At 59.3% G+C, this 14,228-nt stretch carries 18 protein-coding genes; 9 read left to right on the top strand and 9 right to left on the bottom strand.

What is annotated here, in order from left to right; all coding sequences use genetic code 11:
• Positions 1 to 77 precede the first annotated feature (77 nt).
• From CFI11_RS00565 to CFI11_RS00525, 9 genes are read left to right on the top strand one after another with little or no spacing between them, the layout of a single operon-like run.
• Entirely contained in the window at positions 78 to 464 is a 387-nt protein-coding gene (locus CFI11_RS00565; protein ID WP_130402018.1) for a FlgB family protein, read from the top strand.
• A gap of 9 nt (positions 465 to 473) precedes the next feature.
• Positions 474 to 866 (top strand): flagellar basal body rod protein FlgC, encoded by a 393-nt coding sequence (gene flgC, locus CFI11_RS00560; protein ID WP_130402016.1) that lies wholly within the window; start codon positions 474 to 476, stop codon positions 864 to 866.
• A gap of 12 nt (positions 867 to 878) precedes the next feature.
• Positions 879 to 1,169: a flagellar hook-basal body complex protein FliE gene (gene fliE / locus CFI11_RS00555; protein ID WP_130402014.1), complete on the top strand. Its 291-nt coding sequence runs from the start codon at positions 879 to 881 to the stop codon at positions 1,167 to 1,169.
• 1 nt (position 1,170) lies between these two features.
• Positions 1,171 to 1,440: a flagellar biosynthetic protein FliQ gene (locus CFI11_RS00550; protein ID WP_130402012.1), complete on the top strand. Its 270-nt coding sequence runs from the start codon at positions 1,171 to 1,173 to the stop codon at positions 1,438 to 1,440.
• 1 nt (position 1,441) lies between these two features.
• Complete coding sequence (locus CFI11_RS00545; RefSeq protein WP_130402010.1) at positions 1,442 to 2,155, top strand: flagellar hook-basal body complex protein; 714 nt, start codon at positions 1,442 to 1,444, stop codon at positions 2,153 to 2,155.
• 15 nt (positions 2,156 to 2,170) lie between these two features.
• Positions 2,171 to 2,956, top strand: coding sequence for a flagellar basal-body rod protein FlgG (gene flgG, locus CFI11_RS00540; RefSeq protein WP_130402008.1), 786 nt, complete (start codon positions 2,171 to 2,173; stop codon positions 2,954 to 2,956).
• On the top strand, positions 2,956 to 3,369 hold the full coding sequence (gene flgA / locus CFI11_RS00535; protein WP_130402006.1) for a flagellar basal body P-ring formation chaperone FlgA: 414 nt from the start codon (positions 2,956 to 2,958) through the stop codon (positions 3,367 to 3,369). Before flgG ends, flgA begins: the two co-directional genes overlap by 1 nt.
• Positions 3,370 to 3,381: 12 nt before the next feature.
• A complete protein-coding gene (flgH, locus tag CFI11_RS00530) occupies positions 3,382 to 4,116 on the top strand; it encodes a flagellar basal body L-ring protein FlgH (protein ID WP_130402004.1) in 735 nt (244 codons plus the stop codon).
• Positions 4,117 to 4,126: 10 nt separating this feature from the next.
• On the top strand, positions 4,127 to 4,606 hold the full coding sequence (locus CFI11_RS00525; RefSeq protein ID WP_130402002.1) for a flagellar basal body-associated FliL family protein: 480 nt from the start codon (positions 4,127 to 4,129) through the stop codon (positions 4,604 to 4,606).
• 227 nt (positions 4,607 to 4,833) lie between these two features.
• On the opposite strand, the gene CFI11_RS00520 is transcribed toward CFI11_RS00525, so the two are convergent.
• The 9 genes from CFI11_RS00520 to CFI11_RS00480 form a co-directional block, all read right to left on the bottom strand.
• On the bottom strand, positions 4,834 to 5,235 hold the full coding sequence (locus tag CFI11_RS00520; RefSeq protein ID WP_130402000.1) for a hypothetical protein: 402 nt from the start codon (positions 5,233 to 5,235) through the stop codon (positions 4,834 to 4,836).
• Positions 5,232 to 6,320: a flagellar biosynthesis protein FlhB gene (locus CFI11_RS00515; RefSeq protein WP_130401998.1), complete on the bottom strand. Its 1,089-nt coding sequence runs from the start codon at positions 6,318 to 6,320 to the stop codon at positions 5,232 to 5,234. Before CFI11_RS00515 ends, CFI11_RS00520 begins: the two co-directional genes overlap by 4 nt.
• Positions 6,317 to 7,090 carry a flagellar biosynthetic protein FliR gene (locus tag CFI11_RS00510; RefSeq protein WP_130401996.1) on the bottom strand — a complete coding sequence of 258 codons (774 nt, stop codon included), beginning with the start codon at positions 7,088 to 7,090 and terminating at the stop codon, positions 6,317 to 6,319. Before CFI11_RS00510 ends, CFI11_RS00515 begins: the two co-directional genes overlap by 4 nt.
• Positions 7,087 to 9,174 (bottom strand): flagellar biosynthesis protein FlhA, encoded by a 2,088-nt coding sequence (flhA, locus tag CFI11_RS00505; protein WP_130401994.1) that lies wholly within the window; start codon positions 9,172 to 9,174, stop codon positions 7,087 to 7,089. The genes CFI11_RS00510 and flhA overlap by 4 nt, the downstream gene beginning before the upstream one ends.
• A 3-nt stretch (positions 9,175 to 9,177) precedes the next feature.
• A complete protein-coding gene (locus tag CFI11_RS00500; protein ID WP_254448997.1) occupies positions 9,178 to 9,729 on the bottom strand; it encodes a lytic transglycosylase domain-containing protein in 552 nt (183 codons plus the stop codon).
• Positions 9,730 to 10,021: 292 nt separating this feature from the next.
• On the bottom strand, positions 10,022 to 12,304 hold the full coding sequence (locus CFI11_RS00495; protein ID WP_130401991.1) for a hypothetical protein: 2,283 nt from the start codon (positions 12,302 to 12,304) through the stop codon (positions 10,022 to 10,024).
• Positions 12,304 to 13,173: a flagellar motor stator protein MotA gene (motA, locus tag CFI11_RS00490; protein WP_130401989.1), complete on the bottom strand. Its 870-nt coding sequence runs from the start codon at positions 13,171 to 13,173 to the stop codon at positions 12,304 to 12,306. Before motA ends, CFI11_RS00495 begins: the two co-directional genes overlap by 1 nt.
• A gap of 78 nt (positions 13,174 to 13,251) precedes the next feature.
• Positions 13,252 to 13,827 (bottom strand): MotE family protein, encoded by a 576-nt coding sequence (locus CFI11_RS00485; protein ID WP_130401987.1) that lies wholly within the window; start codon positions 13,825 to 13,827, stop codon positions 13,252 to 13,254.
• Between the two features lies 1 nt (position 13,828).
• Positions 13,829 to 14,224: a hypothetical protein gene (locus tag CFI11_RS00480; protein WP_130401985.1), complete on the bottom strand. Its 396-nt coding sequence runs from the start codon at positions 14,222 to 14,224 to the stop codon at positions 13,829 to 13,831.
• Positions 14,225 to 14,228 lie beyond the last annotated feature (4 nt).

Genomic DNA, 14,228 nt, shown 5'->3' with positions numbered 1-14,228 from the left:
TCCTTTTGCCCCTGACAACGGTTTCTAAAGGAATCGGGGTTAAGGCTTGATTGAAATAGATCGAGGGAGAAGCCCCGGTGTTCAAAAATCTGAACGTTTTCAAGATGGCCCATGCCATGGCAACCCATGCCGGCGCCCGTCAGGCCGTTGTGGCCCAGAACATCGCGCATGCCGACACACCCGGTTACCGCGCGAAAGACATCGTTCCGTTTTCACAACTCTATGAAAAGCGTGAGGTCTTCGCCGGGCAGCACGCCACGCGCAAGACGCATCTTCTGGGCACCCGCGATGTCAGCGCTCAGATCATCGTATCGGAAAAAGCAGGCAGCGATCCGAACGAGAACAGCGTCTCGATCGAGGAGCAGATGCTGAACGCGGTTGAAGTCAAGCGACAGCATGATCGCGCCGTGTCGATCTATAAATCGGCGCTTGGGATCCTGCGCACAAGCATCCGGCATCAGTGAGGACGTGTGATGAGCGAGTTTTCCAAATCCCTTTCGGTCTCTTCCAGCGCATTGCGCGCACAAGCGGCCCGGCTGCGTCACGTGTCCGAGAACATCTCGAATGCGGACACGCCCGGTTATCGCCGCAAGACGGTGCCGTTCGAAAGTCTGACCGATCCGACCAGCCAGATCAGCGAAGTGAAAACCGGGCGCGTGAACCTCGACCGCACAGAGCTGGAGCGCATCTTTGACCCGGCACATCCGCTGGCCGACGAGAGTGGCCATTATGAGGGTACGAATGTCGATCTGATGATCGAACTGGCCGACGCGCGTGAAGCACAGCGCAGTTACGAAGCAAACCTCAAGATGTTCGAGCAGGCCCGGCAAATGTCGTCGAGCCTGACGGAATTACTACGAAAATAAAGGAGATCCAGAATGGATATTCGCGCGATTCAAGCGGCCGGCAAATATGCCGAGTCGCGGCCCGCAACCGAACCGCAGACCGGCGCGGAAAGCGCGGGCGCACGGTTTCAGACCATGGCGCAGGACTTTGCCGCGACGCTGCGCGACACCGAGGCCACGGCCCAGGCGGCGATGGTCGGCGACGCTGATCCACATGCTCTGGTTCAGGCTCTGGCCCAGACGGAACTGGCGGTGGAAACCGCGGTGACCGTGCGCAACAAGGTTGTCGAGGCCTATCAGGAAATCCTGAGAATGCCGGTCTAAGATGCTCTCGGAGGCCATCTTTTTCGACACGCTGCGCCAGGGGCTTTGGGTCGCTGTGGTGATCTCGATCCCGATCCTTTCGGTGGCCCTGATCGCCGGGTTGATTGTCGGTCTTTTCCAGGCGTTGACGTCGATCCAAGAGATGACGCTGACCTTCGTGCCCAAACTGGGCGCCATCGTGATCGTTTTCTGGATTTCCATGGGTTTCATGACACAGACGCTGGTCTCCTTTTTTCAGGGCCAGATCGTTCCCCTTATCGTCGGAGGTTAAATTGGGCTCCACCGGATATGTAACACTCGCCCGTCAATCGGGCCTGATGCGAGAAATGCAGGTCGTGGCGAACAACATCGCCAATTCGGCCACGACGGGATACCGGCAAGAAGGGCTGATCTTTTCTGAATTCGTTCGGCAGTCCGAGAATGCGCCGTCTGTCTCCATGGGCCACGCGAACGGTCGAAAAACCTCTATGGCGCAAGGCGCGTTGGACCAGACCGGAGGGACCTTCGATCTTGCGATCGAGGGCGATGGCTTTTTTCTGATCGAAACGCCCAGCGGAGAGCGGCTGACCCGAGCCGGAGCGTTTTCGCCCAACGCCGAGGGCGATCTGGTCACGCCGGACGGGTTTCGCGTTCTCGATCCCGGCGGCACACCGGTCTTTATTCCACCGAACACGCCGGGTCTGAAGATCGCGCCGGACGGCACCGTCAGCGCCGGGGGACAACCGCTGGGCCAGGTAGGGCTTTACAAACCCATCGACGTGACCGGCCTGCGCCGGGAGGATGGCGTGATGTTCGAAAGTATCGACGGGGTGGAGGCCGCACCGGATGCGAGGGTCCTTCAGGGGTTTCTCGAAGCCTCAAACGTCGATCCGGTTACCCAGATCGCACGCATGATCGAAGTCCAGCGCGCTTACGAGCTGGGGCAAAGCTTTCTTACCGCCGAGGACGAGCGTATCCGCGCGGCGGTCAAATCACTTACGAAATAAGGGAGGGATATCGCCATGCGTGCCCTTAAGATTGCCGCCACCGGCATGAGTGCCCAGCAGATGCGGGTCGAAACGATCTCCAACAACCTCGCGAATATGAGCACGACGGGATATAACGCCCGGCGCGCCGAATTCGCCGATCTGCATTATCAGCAGATCGCGCGGGCCGGCACGATCAACGCCGCCGACGGGACGGTGCTGCCCACCGGCGTTCAGCTGGGTCTTGGCGTGCGTCCGGCGGCGGTCACGGTGCACCTTGCGCAGGGCTCCCTGTCGGCCACCGGCGCGGATCTCGACGTGGCCATCGAAGGCGAGGGATATCTCGAAATCACGCTGCCATCGGGCCAGTCCGGTTATACGCGTGACGGCAGTCTGAAACGCTCTGCCGAAGGGCAGATCGTCACATCCGATGGCTTTCCGGTCGCACCGGAGATCGTCATTCCTGCCGATGCGCGCAGTATCTCGATCAATGCCGCCGGTGAGGTTTACGCCTATTTCCAGGACAACGCCGAAGGGCAGCTTCTTGGTCAAATCACCCTTGCCGGCTTTACCAATCCAAAGGGGCTGGAAGCGTTGGGGTCGAACCTCTTTGCCGAAACAGAGGCGTCAGGGCCTGCCCTGGTGTCAACCCCGGGCGAGGATGGGCTTGGCACGCTGCGACAGGGATATCTCGAAGACAGCTCTGTCGATGCGGTGCGTGAGATCACGGAATTGATCGAGGCGCAGCGCGGCTATGAAATGAACGCCAAAGTGATCTCTGCCGCCGATCAGATGATGGGCGCGACCACGCAGGTCCGCTGATGCGGTGGGCTTTGGCATTTCTGCTGATCGCAGCGCAAGCGGTTCAGGCCGATATCCTCGTCCCGGCCCGTACGATCCGTGCCGGCAGCGTCATCGGCCCGGAAGACCTTGTGATCAAGCAGGTGTCGATTGCCGGAGCCCTTTCGGATCCGTCCGAGGTGATCGGACAGGAAGCGCGCATCGCGCTTTATCCCGGACGACCGATGCGACCGGGCGATATCGGGCCGCCAGCCATCGTGGAGCGCAACCAGATGGTTCCGCTGATCTACGCACGCGCTGGCCTTCGGATTTCAACCGCGGGGCGGGCGCTTGGACGGGGTGCTGACGGGGACATGATCCGCGTCATGAACCTCTCCTCCCGCAATATCTTGTTTGGCCTGATCCGCGCGGACGGGTCGGTTCACGTAGAATAAGGACATTTCGCCATGGCACTCAGAACGCTTCTTCTTGCAGCATCAGCCACGGCCTTGCTGGGCGCTTGCGCGCGTCTCGACCACCTGGGCCGGGCGCCGACTTTCTCTCCCGCAACCGAAACGCGGGAGCATGTCGCGATGCTCTCTCCAGGCCTGCCGGTGACGCTGGACGCCGAAGCGCCAGCAGATGAGGCCTCGCTTTGGAGCGGCAACAGGCAATCCCTTTTCGGTGACCGGAGAGCGATGAAGCGCGGCGATATCATGACCGTCGTCATCGAGATCGACGAAAAGGCCGAGATCTCGAACGACACGGCCCGCGCGCGCAACGGATCAGAGAGCCTGCGCGTTCCACAGCTTCTGGGTCTGCCTCAACGCGCGGACGAAAAGCTGCCGGAGGGCGCAAGCCTGGCCGACGCGGTCTCGCTGGATTCCTCCAGCTCAAGCGGCGGCAGCGGCTCGGTCAAGCGTAAGGAGAAACTTGAGCTACGTGTCGCTGCAACCGTGGTGGATGTTCTGCCAAACGGTGTCTTGTCGATCATGGGCTCTCAGGAATTGCGGGTGAATTTCGAGTTGCGCGAATTGCTTGTCTCAGGCTTCGTCCGGCCGGAGGATGTGTCGCGCCAGAACGAGATTACCTACGACAAGATCGCGTCGGCGCGCGTCTCCTATGGCGGGCGCGGCCAGATCACCGATGTGCAGCAACCGCGGATCGGCCAACAGGTGCTCGACGCCGTTCTGCCATTCTAAGGAGGGTCCGATGCGCTTTTTGATCCCGATCCTCCTTCTTATTGTCGGTACGGGCGGCGGCATCGGTGCTGGGATGTTTCTTGTCGATCCGCCCGCCTCCGAAGAGGCGGCGCCGTCAGCTGACAATGCGAAAAAGGCGCCCGCCGAAAAGCCGGAAAAGGATCTGAGCAAAGAGTACGTGAAGCTGAACAACCAGTTTGTCGTGCCTGTCGTACGGGGTGATCGGGTTTCGGCAATGGTTGTTCTGTCCCTCAGCCTCGAGGTCGATGCGGGCACGAGCGAAGATGTCTTCTCCCAGGAGCCCAAGCTGAGAGACGCCTTTTTGCAAGTGCTGTTCGATCACGCGAATGTCGGAGGGTTCAGTGGCGCCTTTACCAGCGCGGGCAATATGAACGCATTGCGCAACGCGCTTTACGAAACCGCCAAACCGATTTTGAGAGATGCGGTGAGCGATGTTCTGATCGTCGATATCGCACGGCAGGACGTTTGAGCGGATCGGCTCCGGACCTGCCATTCGGGTCTCGGGGTTCTACCTAAAAACAGGCAGCGGCGCCTTGGGGGGGCGCGCTTCCGCTGATTTTGGAATACCGTTCGTTAAAGCTTCTCACCGGCAGTCCGGATGCGAGACACAGATCTGCTCCATCTTTCGGGCCGACTGAAAAAGCGCAGTGCCAGCTACCTCGCCTACGGCCTTCGCCGCGCGCTCCGTGCGGCTGGTCAGCCTGGCGACGACACCCTGTGTTCAAACTCCCGCGCCTTTCTTCGCGCATTTTCAGTGATCATGGCGCTGCGCAGATGATCCACGACGCAGGTTTTGCCAAAGGCCGACCGAACGCGATGGAGCAGCTCTGTTTTCTCTGCCATGACGTGGGCCAACTGCATATTGAGCGCGCGGCGCGTTCGCCCTTCCCAGGATTGCCAGGCCACATCCGCACCGCAGGGCCGCATGAGCGCGACACTCTCGGGATCTGTTCTGACACGGCGAACCTGTTCGTCGAGATGGGCAAGCGCACGACGGATGCGACCCTCTTCTGCCAGGATCGGCTGCAACTTTGCCTGCTCGCGTTGAAAGGCAAGCTCTGTGATATCGGCCAGGGCGGCCAGATCCGTTTGCTTCATGTCACACGTCCCTTTGCCCGCTGGCGCATCTGCTCGGCGAACCGGATTGCTGCGGCGACTGCGGGATAGTGAACCTCGTCAATCTCCTGTCCGATCTCCATGGTCGCGTAAAGCGCCCGGGCGGTCGGCGGGTCGTGATGGATCGGCACCGCGGCCTCTGTCGCGATCTCGCGGATCTTCGCCGCGATCTCATCCACGCCCTTGGCCACGCAGACCGGGGCCTCGCCGGCTTGCCGGCTCCATTTCAACGCGACCGCATAATGGGTCGGGTTGACGATAACGACGTCAGCGTCCGGCACCTCTGCCATCATCTGCGACCGGGCAATGGCCTGTCCCCGCTGCCGGCGTTCGCCCTTGAGATGGGGGTCGCCTTCGGCCTCCTTCGTCTCGTCCAGCAGCTCCTTGCGGGACATCCTGTTCTTGCGCAGATGCTCCTGAAACTGCCAGACCGCATCTATGCCGCCGATGACGAGGGCCACCAGCAAAACGATGGCAAGAAATTCGACGCAGAGCCGCATCATGTAGCTGGCGACGATTTCAGGGCTTGAATGAAGCGTGCTAACAATCTCGTCGGAGCGCGCGCGCAGGAAGAAGGTCAGGCAGATCGAATAGATCAAGAGCTTGATAAAACTCTTCGCGAATTCAAAGAGCCCGGACCGCCCGAACTTGTTCTTCGCATTCCCGATGAGGGATATGCGCGACAGCTTGGGCGCCAGTTTGGTGGGCGCGAAGACAAAGGCCCTTTGCGCGAATATCGCAAGGATCACCGCAAAAAACGGAATGCCGAAGATCGGCGAAAGCGGCAAAGCCAGACCAAGGAGGATACCGCCCATCGGCGCTGAGGCGGGCTCTCCAAAAACCAGGGCGGACAGGGCCGCGGATTGGTCGAGCAGCACCATCATCAGGGTACCGGCTTCGCTCACGGCATAGGCCCCCGACGCGAGCATGGCCAGGATCAGCCCGGCATAGCTTGCAGCGACAAGCAGGTCTGTCGATTTGGCGATCTCCCCTTTTTTTCGAGCTTTCTCAAGCTTTTGCGGGGTCGCCTCATGGGACTTTTCGGCCTCTTCGTCCTGTTGGCTCATCCGGGCGCGGCCATCGGATTGCGACTGAAGCCTATCAATGCATCAAGCCAGACCTGCAGAAGAACCGGTGCGGTGATCAACAACAGCGCCAATCCGCCAAATGTGATAACCGGCGCACCGACAAAGGCGACCATCAGCTGCGGCATCGCCCGATTGATCGCGCCGAGGGCGAGATTATAGACAAGAGAGGCGATCACAAACGGGGCTGCCAGCGTGAACGCCAGCGAGAATGCGCGCGCGGTCTGGGCCAATCCCCAAGACGATAGAATCTGCCCATCCGGAAACCGCCCGGCGGGAAAGAGTTCGTAGGTCAAAAGCAGGAGTTCAGCCGCCCGCACGTGAAGGCCTGCCATCACAGCGAGCGCGAGACCGGCGAGGACAAGGATGTATCCCATTGCCGGCAACGGATCGACGGCAGCTCCACCCAGGATCTGCGAAAGCGATGTCGATTGTGCGGCAATCGCGCCGGCCGTTTGCAAGGCGAGAATAAAGAGCCTCAAGCCCATGCCAAAGGCCAGACCGATCACGGTTTCGGTCAGCGCAAATCGGGAGAGTGTCGTGAGAGAGGTCGGTGGTTCAAAACCGGGCACGGCTGGAAAGATCACCAGCGCGAACATTATCGACAGGACCAGCTTGATCCGCACCGGGACCGATCGCTCGCCGAAGGCGGGCATGACGGAGATCAGCGCGGACACCCGCAGGAAGATCGCAGCAAAGAGCCACAAGCCATTCTCCAGCGTATCGAGAAAAGCGACGGGCACCGAAATCATGCGGCAATCACTCCAACCAGTGCTGGCTTGGCTTCAAGTCCGATTTCTTCGAACGAAAGAACGGGATTGTTCATGCCCTTCGTTTTCATGACCGTCCTGAGAAAACGCCGGCGCCGCGTAGAGGTAACGACAGCCGGAAAGAGACCACGCTCAGACATTTCAAAGAGCCTGTCGGACAATGCAGCGGCCAGTCTGTTGAACTCCTCGGGCGGTAGGGCAATGTCGACGCCGCCACGCTCGGTTTCGATCTGATAGCTCGCAAACATCTCCTCCCATTCCGAGGCAAGCTGGACGAGCGGTATGGTCCCGTCCTCACGCCGCATATCGGCCACCAGCTGGAAGCCCAGCTTCTGGCGCACCAATTCGCAGATCGCGTCGGGTTGGGTGGTCAGCATGCGCGCTTCGGCGGTGGCCTCGATGATGAGCGCCAGATTGCGGATGGAGACCTGTTCCTCCAGCAGCAGGCGGAGCACCGCATGCAGAACATCGATCGGAACCTTGTCGGGGATAAGCTCATCCAGGAATTTCCTGTTTGCATCGGCGCGGCGGGCATCGCTGACATTCACCATCTCGGTCAGGATCCTGCGCAGCGTCTTCAACGTCAGAAGGCGACTGAAATTACGTTTGATCACCTCAAGAAGATGGGTCGCGAGGATCTCTGTCGGTGTAACGATGGTCAGACCGGCCACCGCCGCATCCTCCTGATCCTTGGGATTGATCCAACGGGCCGGAGCACCATAAACGGGCTCGACGACATCTGTTCCGTTGGGCGCATCTTCGGCCTGATCCGAAAGGAGGGCCAGCACGAGATCAGGGTGCAAAACACCCCGCACCTGTTCGACGCCCTGAATGCGAATGAGATATGTGCCGATTGGCAGGCTCGGCTGGTCGGTCAGGCGGATTTCAGGCAGGATCAGACCAAAGACGGTTGCAACATGGGTGCGCATATTCGCAATCCGGGCATCGAGGCCCGTTCCCGGATCAAGCACCATGTTTACCAGATCGGACGAGAACTCCACATGGATGTCATCGAGGTCAAGCACGTCCCCGATCGGTTTCGAAACGGGCGCATCGGGCTGAACCTCTTCGCGGTCGGCGCGGTCGGCCGCTTCTCTTTCACGACGGAAGACCAGATATGCGGCCAGCCCAAGTACGAGCCCACCGCATAGAAACGGCACGAAGGGCAGGCCCGGGATAAGCGCGAACAGACCCATCAGGAGAGCCACCGTCGCCAGTGCGGCAGGGTGCTTGCCAAGCTGCGAAAGCAAGGCAAGATCGGTCGCGCCTTGCGCACCGCCCCGGGCGAGCAGAAGCGCCGACGCGATGGAAATGATCACGGCGGGGATCTGAGAAACGAGACCGTCACCAACGGTCAATATCGCGTAGGTTTCAAATGCAGAGCCGATTGGCATGTCGTGCACGACAATGCCCATGATCAGACCCATCACGAGGTTCATCAGAGTGATGAGAAGGCCGGCGATCGCGTCGCCCTTCACGAACTTCGATGCGCCGTCGAGCGATCCAAAAAAGGTCGTCTCTTGCTGTTCCGTTTCCCGACGCGCCTTGGCCTGCACATGGTCGATCGCGCCCGCTGACATATCACTGTCGATGGCAAGTTGCTTGCCCGGCATACCGTCCAACGCAAAACGGGCGCCGACCTCAGCCATCCGCGCAGCACCCTTCGTGATCACCATGAAATTCACGATCAGGAGCACGCCAAACGTCACCAGGCCGAGAAAGACACTGCCGCCCATGACGAATTGCGCGAACCCCTCGATGACATTGCCGGCCGCATCGGTGCCGGTATGCCCTTCTCCGATGATGAGTTTGGTCGAGGAGACGTTGAGAGAAAGACGCAACATCAAAGATGCCAGCAGCACGGTCGGAAACGCAGAGAAATCCAACGGCTTCTCGATAAAAAGCGTGACGGTAAAAATCAGGATGGCAAGAGCGAAGGATGCCGCCAGCCCAATGTCGAGGATCCAAGCCGGCATCGGAAGAACCATCATCACGATGACAGCCATCAAGGCCAGAGCAAGCAGAACGGTGGGGCTGAAAAAAGCCTGAGCGGAAAGGGTTTTCATGTCCTAGTTCCCGCGCCTGGAAGTGTGAAAGAGAGACAGCTGACCGGCATTGCGTTTCGGCGCCAGTCGAACCAGAGAACCGGGCGGACCGGCAGAGGTATTTGAGGGCGCAAAGGGGTCTGCAAGGGATGCCCCGCGAACCCGCGTGCCTTGAGGGGGTGCCGGATCAAGACGCGCACGGACCTGATCAAATTTCTTTGCGTATTTGCGTGCGTAAACAGGCGTGCGGGAATGGTATGCACCGGCGGCCTTTGACCAGTCGCCGAATTCGACAAAGAGCGATCTCAGGAATTCTGCGGCATAGGTCGCGTTGATCTCCGGATCGAACATCTCGTCGATCGAGCGAAATGCCTGATGATGCCACTTGTAGTTGATCTGGAAGCAGCCGACATCAAAGCTGCGCGCGCCGTTTTTGAAGTGCCGAAAGACATAGGCACGCGCTTCGTCTTCGGTCGCAAACCAGCGCCCTTCACCCTCCATATTGACCGTCCAAGGCCAGGGCACCACTGCCTCGTTACGGGATCGTCCGGTTTCGACCCGGGTGATCGTCCTCATCACATCGACAGGAACGTCTTGATCCCGAGCGGCCCGAATGGCGGCGTGGTCACAGATGTTTTCGGTATCCGTTCTTGCCAGCCCGACATTTGCCGATGCAGACCCCACCACAATCGCAAGGATTGCGCTGAGCCTGTGTATTTGCGCCGCGCAAGTGCGTCTCGCTCGGGCAAGGCACGCATGTTTCATGGGCTGTTTCTTAGGCATTCTGCCAACCAAACTTATCGATCCGAGGTCCAGTGACAGACTAAATCGTGAACATTTACATTTCGTAATCAGCTGCGTGTTCGCCTCAGCGATCCTGTAGAACCGAGTGCGTCTTCAACAGATCATTCAATTGCAGACGCAGATCGGCACTACTGGCCAGCAATGTACTGGAGTGCGAAAGTGACCGTTCGCGTTCGACGTCAATTGGATTGCTCGGTTGCGGAAGAGCTGGGGTTTGGTAGGGACTGCCTTCTTCCGCGGCAATGCCCCCATCACGACCGAGATGCCAGGCCGCCCGCCGCAAGACGTCGCTTTCTGGCGCAATCCCCTCCAATGCAAGAATTTCTTCAAAGTCCCCGGCCTGTTCAAGAGCTTCAGCGCGCAGCGAATGAGCCTCTTCGGTTTCGAGCCCGAGAAGATGAAGCTCTGCCTGCCGGGGCCGTCCCAGCGACAAAGCAGCACGGGCCATCGTGATCCGTTGGTCAGGCAAAGGTCGTTCTGATTTTGCCAGTACGTCCATGGCCCGTTGGGCAAAGCCCAACGCGACCAACCTGTCAGCCAACTTCGTTCTGGACGCGTCCGACAATGTTGCCACGTCGTTCTTCAAGCCATCGAACACGATATCCAGGAATGTGACATCATTGGCCGTTTCAGTCAGAGCATCGGCAAAATCACCGACAAGGTCCTGGGTATCTTCGTTGGGATGATCTGACCGAAACAGCGACAACGCTTTGAATGCAGCCGGGAAGTCCCCGAGGATCGCATAGGCTCTCACCAACGCATCCTTGAGGGAGATCGACACGTCTGTTCCGTCGAGCTCGGAGATATAGGATTCGATCAGCAAGGGCGTTTCGGGGTCGAGCCCGAGACCACGCTGTTCAGCGTATCGGACGCGTTTGAGAAGGGCCAAAGGCGCGAGGTCCGATCCACTCTCTACCACCTCTTCAAGCATGGCGTTCGCCTTGTCCGTCTCGCCGGCTTTTTCGGAAATCTCGGACTGCACAAGAATGCTCTCATCACTCGCCCGTTTCGATCCTCGCTCAACGAACCTCAATATGGTTTTGGCCGTTTCATGATAGGCTGCATCATTCAGGTAAGATGCCAATCGCGGTCCAAGTTGGCCGCGCAGATGAGGTGGAAGATCAGATATCGTGCGTTGCAAAGCCTCCAGTTTGATCGGCGCGCCCTTTTCGATACGACCCGCGGCCAGGACCGACCACATTGCCGCATCGCCCTGACAGTCCATCTGACCCGCGAAGGGAGACGGTCGCGGGCTTGGAAGACCGTCCAGGATCTTGGCCATGGCGAACAGGGTATCGAACTCCTCCCCACGCGACGGAGACAGCGAAAGCGAATGGATCGCTTCGGTGCCAAATCCGAAATGGAGATATGTCTTGGCAAGCGACAGAACGGATGACGGCGAAATCGCGTCAAATTCACCGTAAAGCGCGAGACGCAGATCTCCTATCTGCTGATGAAAGGGGCGCCCATCGCCCCATGAGGCGAGGTCCAGTGCCGTGTCAGGCAAACACGCCTGACCATCGCCCGACGTGAAAGCCTCGCCCAGAACGGCGGCCAATTCCTGATCGATACTGGATGTCGCCTTGATGCTCACCTGGCCGTTTCGGGTTGTCCTCGGAGAGGACCTTGGCGCCGGATCCTGAGGTATTTCAGCTGAGTCTACGGGAGGATTTCTCCGATCAGATGACGCCTTGATCTGATCGAGATTGGGCGCCCGCGTTTCAAGAAGACCCTGGGTCGCCGCGCGACCGATTTGTTCAAGAAGGCGCCTTTCGGACGCGTTGACGTTGCGCGTACGCGCGGCGGCATCGTCCAGCAGGCGATTGGCATCCCAAGACCCGTCGATATCTTCGTTAGCTTTGTCCTCGTCAGAGGGGAGCACGGGTCTTTTGATGAGTTGATCGTTGGCAACGGCGGAAAACCGATAGGGCGTTACCGAGTTGCTGAAGTCCAAAAAGGAGGCGCGTGTCTTTGAAGTCTCTGCGGTCTCCGCCTGGTCAGAGACATCGACGACCAAAAGCGTGTCCGACGCCTTGAAAGCCTGAACGTCGCAGTCGCATGCCAAGTCAATAAGGACATTGTTTCGTCCCGCACGCGGGCGGACGTCACGAACCCGGTTGCGATCAATCCTTGAGAAAACCCCGCTGATGTCGAAAGAGAAAGGGCCACCGGCAAGGGAAAGAGAGACCGTCGAGCGATCGGTCTCCAGCGTCCAGCGCGCATTGGTCGGCACGGTGAACACGAGACGCGTGAACGTGGGGTGATCCCCCGAACGTATTGTCACTGTCTGCGCATAGGCGCTGAATGCCGTGAAGACGAAGAGAAACGAAAGCAAGTAATGTCGCATTAAGCCGCGTCCTGCTTGAGACCTTTCAACGCTTCTTCGAGTTCGGTGAAGGAAGGGCGGAATTGCGCGGGGGTATTCTGTCTACCAACCTCAATGCAAATGTTGGTCGCGTGATTGTGCAGATTGGCGACGAGCACTTCGCGGATAAGCTGGTAAAAATGCCCATCCTCCTCGGTCACGGTTTTTACCTTGGCGGCAAATGGACCGACCAGGCCATAGGCGAGAAAAACGCCTAGGAAAGTTCCCACAAGGGCCCCGCCGATAAGCTTGCCAAGAATTTCGGGCGGCTGGTCAATGGACGCCATTGTTTTGATCACGCCGAGGACGGCAGCAACGATCCCAAGGGCGGGAAGCCCGTCGGCCACGGTCTGGAGCGCATGGCTGGAATGCATTGCATGATGCATGTTAGTTTCCATGCGCTTTTCCAGCACCTCTTCGACCTGATGCGGGTCGTCATAGTTCATGGATGCCGATCGCATCGTATCGCAGATCAACTCGACGGCTTCCTTGTCCGCCTGGATCTTGGGGTACTTCCCGAAAACCGAAGACTCTGATGGGTTTTCGACATGCTCTTCAACGGCGACGGGGTTCTGCCGGGCGATCCGGATCAATTCGAAAAGGAGGCAAAGAAGGTCGCGGTAATCCTCGGGCTTCCATTTTGGTCCCTTGAACACCTTGCCGATGTCCTTGACGGTGTGTTTGACAGCGGCAAAATCGTTGCTGATCAGAAAAGCTCCGACTGCCGCCCCGCCGATCATGGTAATCTCGAACGGGAGAGACTTCATGATGATGCCCATCTTCCCACCGGCCGCCAGATAGCCACCGAACACCATGACGAAGATCACGACGATCCCTACGATACCAATCATCTCAATGCTCCACGTCTGATGGCTCGCCACCATTTTGGCAGGCCCCGGTTAAGAAAAACTGACGAGCGGTGTGAAAACTCACTCTTTCGGGACATCTGCATTGCGGCTGGCCAGATAAACGCTGATCGCATAGGCCGTTTCGGCGGACAGACCTGCCATGATGCCGGCAGCGGCGTCCGGGCGCATGCGCCCCAGGAAGCCGGCTGCGAATTCGGGGGCCATTTCTTCGAAAAGAGCGACTGCATCCTTCGGCTTCATGTTCTCGTAGACCGTTGTCAGACGCGCGAGATCATTCTCTGCGGCGCCATCCGCCAAGGCGAGCGTTTCGCGGAGGCGCTCTTCTGCATCGACAAGAGCGGCCAGCTTCTGATCCACCGCATCCTCCGCCATCGAGAGAGCTTTCATGCGGTCCTGGATCTGCCGCTCGCGCGCGTCCAAGGCTGCTTCCCGCGCTTGTAGCGCTTCAAGGAGCGGCGATATATCGGCCTTCCGTTCAGGCACCTGCGTTTCTTCGACATGAGGAGGGGGGGCAAACTCCCTTGCGATCGCAACGCCCGATCCGCTGCCAACGCGGATCACAGCCGAGCCCAGAAGCAAACCGACGATCACAGCGACCGCACCCCGGCCGGAACGCCATCTTCTAGCGCGCGCCATCTCAGCCTCCTGCCTGTGAACGGATGTGTCGAACGAACATCGGTTCGCCGGGTTTGGCGGCAGGTGGATCGTTGGGCGGACCCGCTGCCTGACCGTTTACCTGCGGAGCGTCGTCGGGCATATCGTGCATCGACGCCATCATCAGCTCCATCCGTTGTGACACCGCCTCCGCTCGGGCGGTCAAATCGGCCAGCGCGTCGCTTGACGTTCCCGCCGCTGTCTGTGCTGCGATCAGGGTCTTGTTGAGATCATCCACCTGCGCCGAAAGCACGGCGACCGCACCCCCGACCCCTTTTTCCAGATCGTTGAAGCGGCTCAACCGGCGCGCAAGAATGAAGCAATAGAGACCGGCGCCAATCGCGCCAGCACCCAAAAGAATATCGGCTATGAGTTCCACCACG

Source organism: Thalassococcus sp. S3, from assembly GCF_004216475.1.
Classification (GTDB): domain Bacteria; phylum Pseudomonadota; class Alphaproteobacteria; order Rhodobacterales; family Rhodobacteraceae.
This window is presented reverse-complemented; position numbering and strand designations above follow the sequence as displayed.

Bases quoted from the DNA above. Each gene is read 5' to 3' on its own strand.
- flgA (WP_130402006.1), top strand. From the start codon at position 2,956: ATGCGGTGGGCTTTGGCATTTCTGCTGATCGCAGCGCAAGCGGTTCAG.
- CFI11_RS00485 (WP_130401987.1), bottom strand. From the start codon at position 13,827: ATGGCGCGCGCTAGAAGATGGCGTTCCGGCCGGGGTGCGGTCGCTGTG.
- CFI11_RS00550 (WP_130402012.1), top strand. From the start codon at position 1,171: ATGCTCTCGGAGGCCATCTTTTTCGACACGCTGCGCCAGGGGCTTTGG.
- CFI11_RS00520 (WP_130402000.1), bottom strand. From the start codon at position 5,235: ATGAAGCAAACGGATCTGGCCGCCCTGGCCGATATCACAGAGCTTGCC.
- CFI11_RS00500 (WP_254448997.1), bottom strand. From the start codon at position 9,729: ATGAGGACGATCACCCGGGTCGAAACCGGACGATCCCGTAACGAGGCA.
- fliE (WP_130402014.1), top strand. From the start codon at position 879: ATGGATATTCGCGCGATTCAAGCGGCCGGCAAATATGCCGAGTCGCGG.
- flgH (WP_130402004.1), top strand. From the start codon at position 3,382: ATGGCACTCAGAACGCTTCTTCTTGCAGCATCAGCCACGGCCTTGCTG.
- CFI11_RS00525 (WP_130402002.1), top strand. From the start codon at position 4,127: ATGCGCTTTTTGATCCCGATCCTCCTTCTTATTGTCGGTACGGGCGGC.
- CFI11_RS00515 (WP_130401998.1), bottom strand. From the start codon at position 6,320: ATGAGCCAACAGGACGAAGAGGCCGAAAAGTCCCATGAGGCGACCCCG.
- flhA (WP_130401994.1), bottom strand. From the start codon at position 9,174: ATGAAAACCCTTTCCGCTCAGGCTTTTTTCAGCCCCACCGTTCTGCTT.
- CFI11_RS00495 (WP_130401991.1), bottom strand. From the start codon at position 12,304: ATGCGACATTACTTGCTTTCGTTTCTCTTCGTCTTCACGGCATTCAGC.
- motA (WP_130401989.1), bottom strand. From the start codon at position 13,173: ATGATTGGTATCGTAGGGATCGTCGTGATCTTCGTCATGGTGTTCGGT.
- CFI11_RS00510 (WP_130401996.1), bottom strand. From the start codon at position 7,090: ATGATTTCGGTGCCCGTCGCTTTTCTCGATACGCTGGAGAATGGCTTG.
- flgG (WP_130402008.1), top strand. From the start codon at position 2,171: ATGCGTGCCCTTAAGATTGCCGCCACCGGCATGAGTGCCCAGCAGATG.
- flgC (WP_130402016.1), top strand. From the start codon at position 474: ATGAGCGAGTTTTCCAAATCCCTTTCGGTCTCTTCCAGCGCATTGCGC.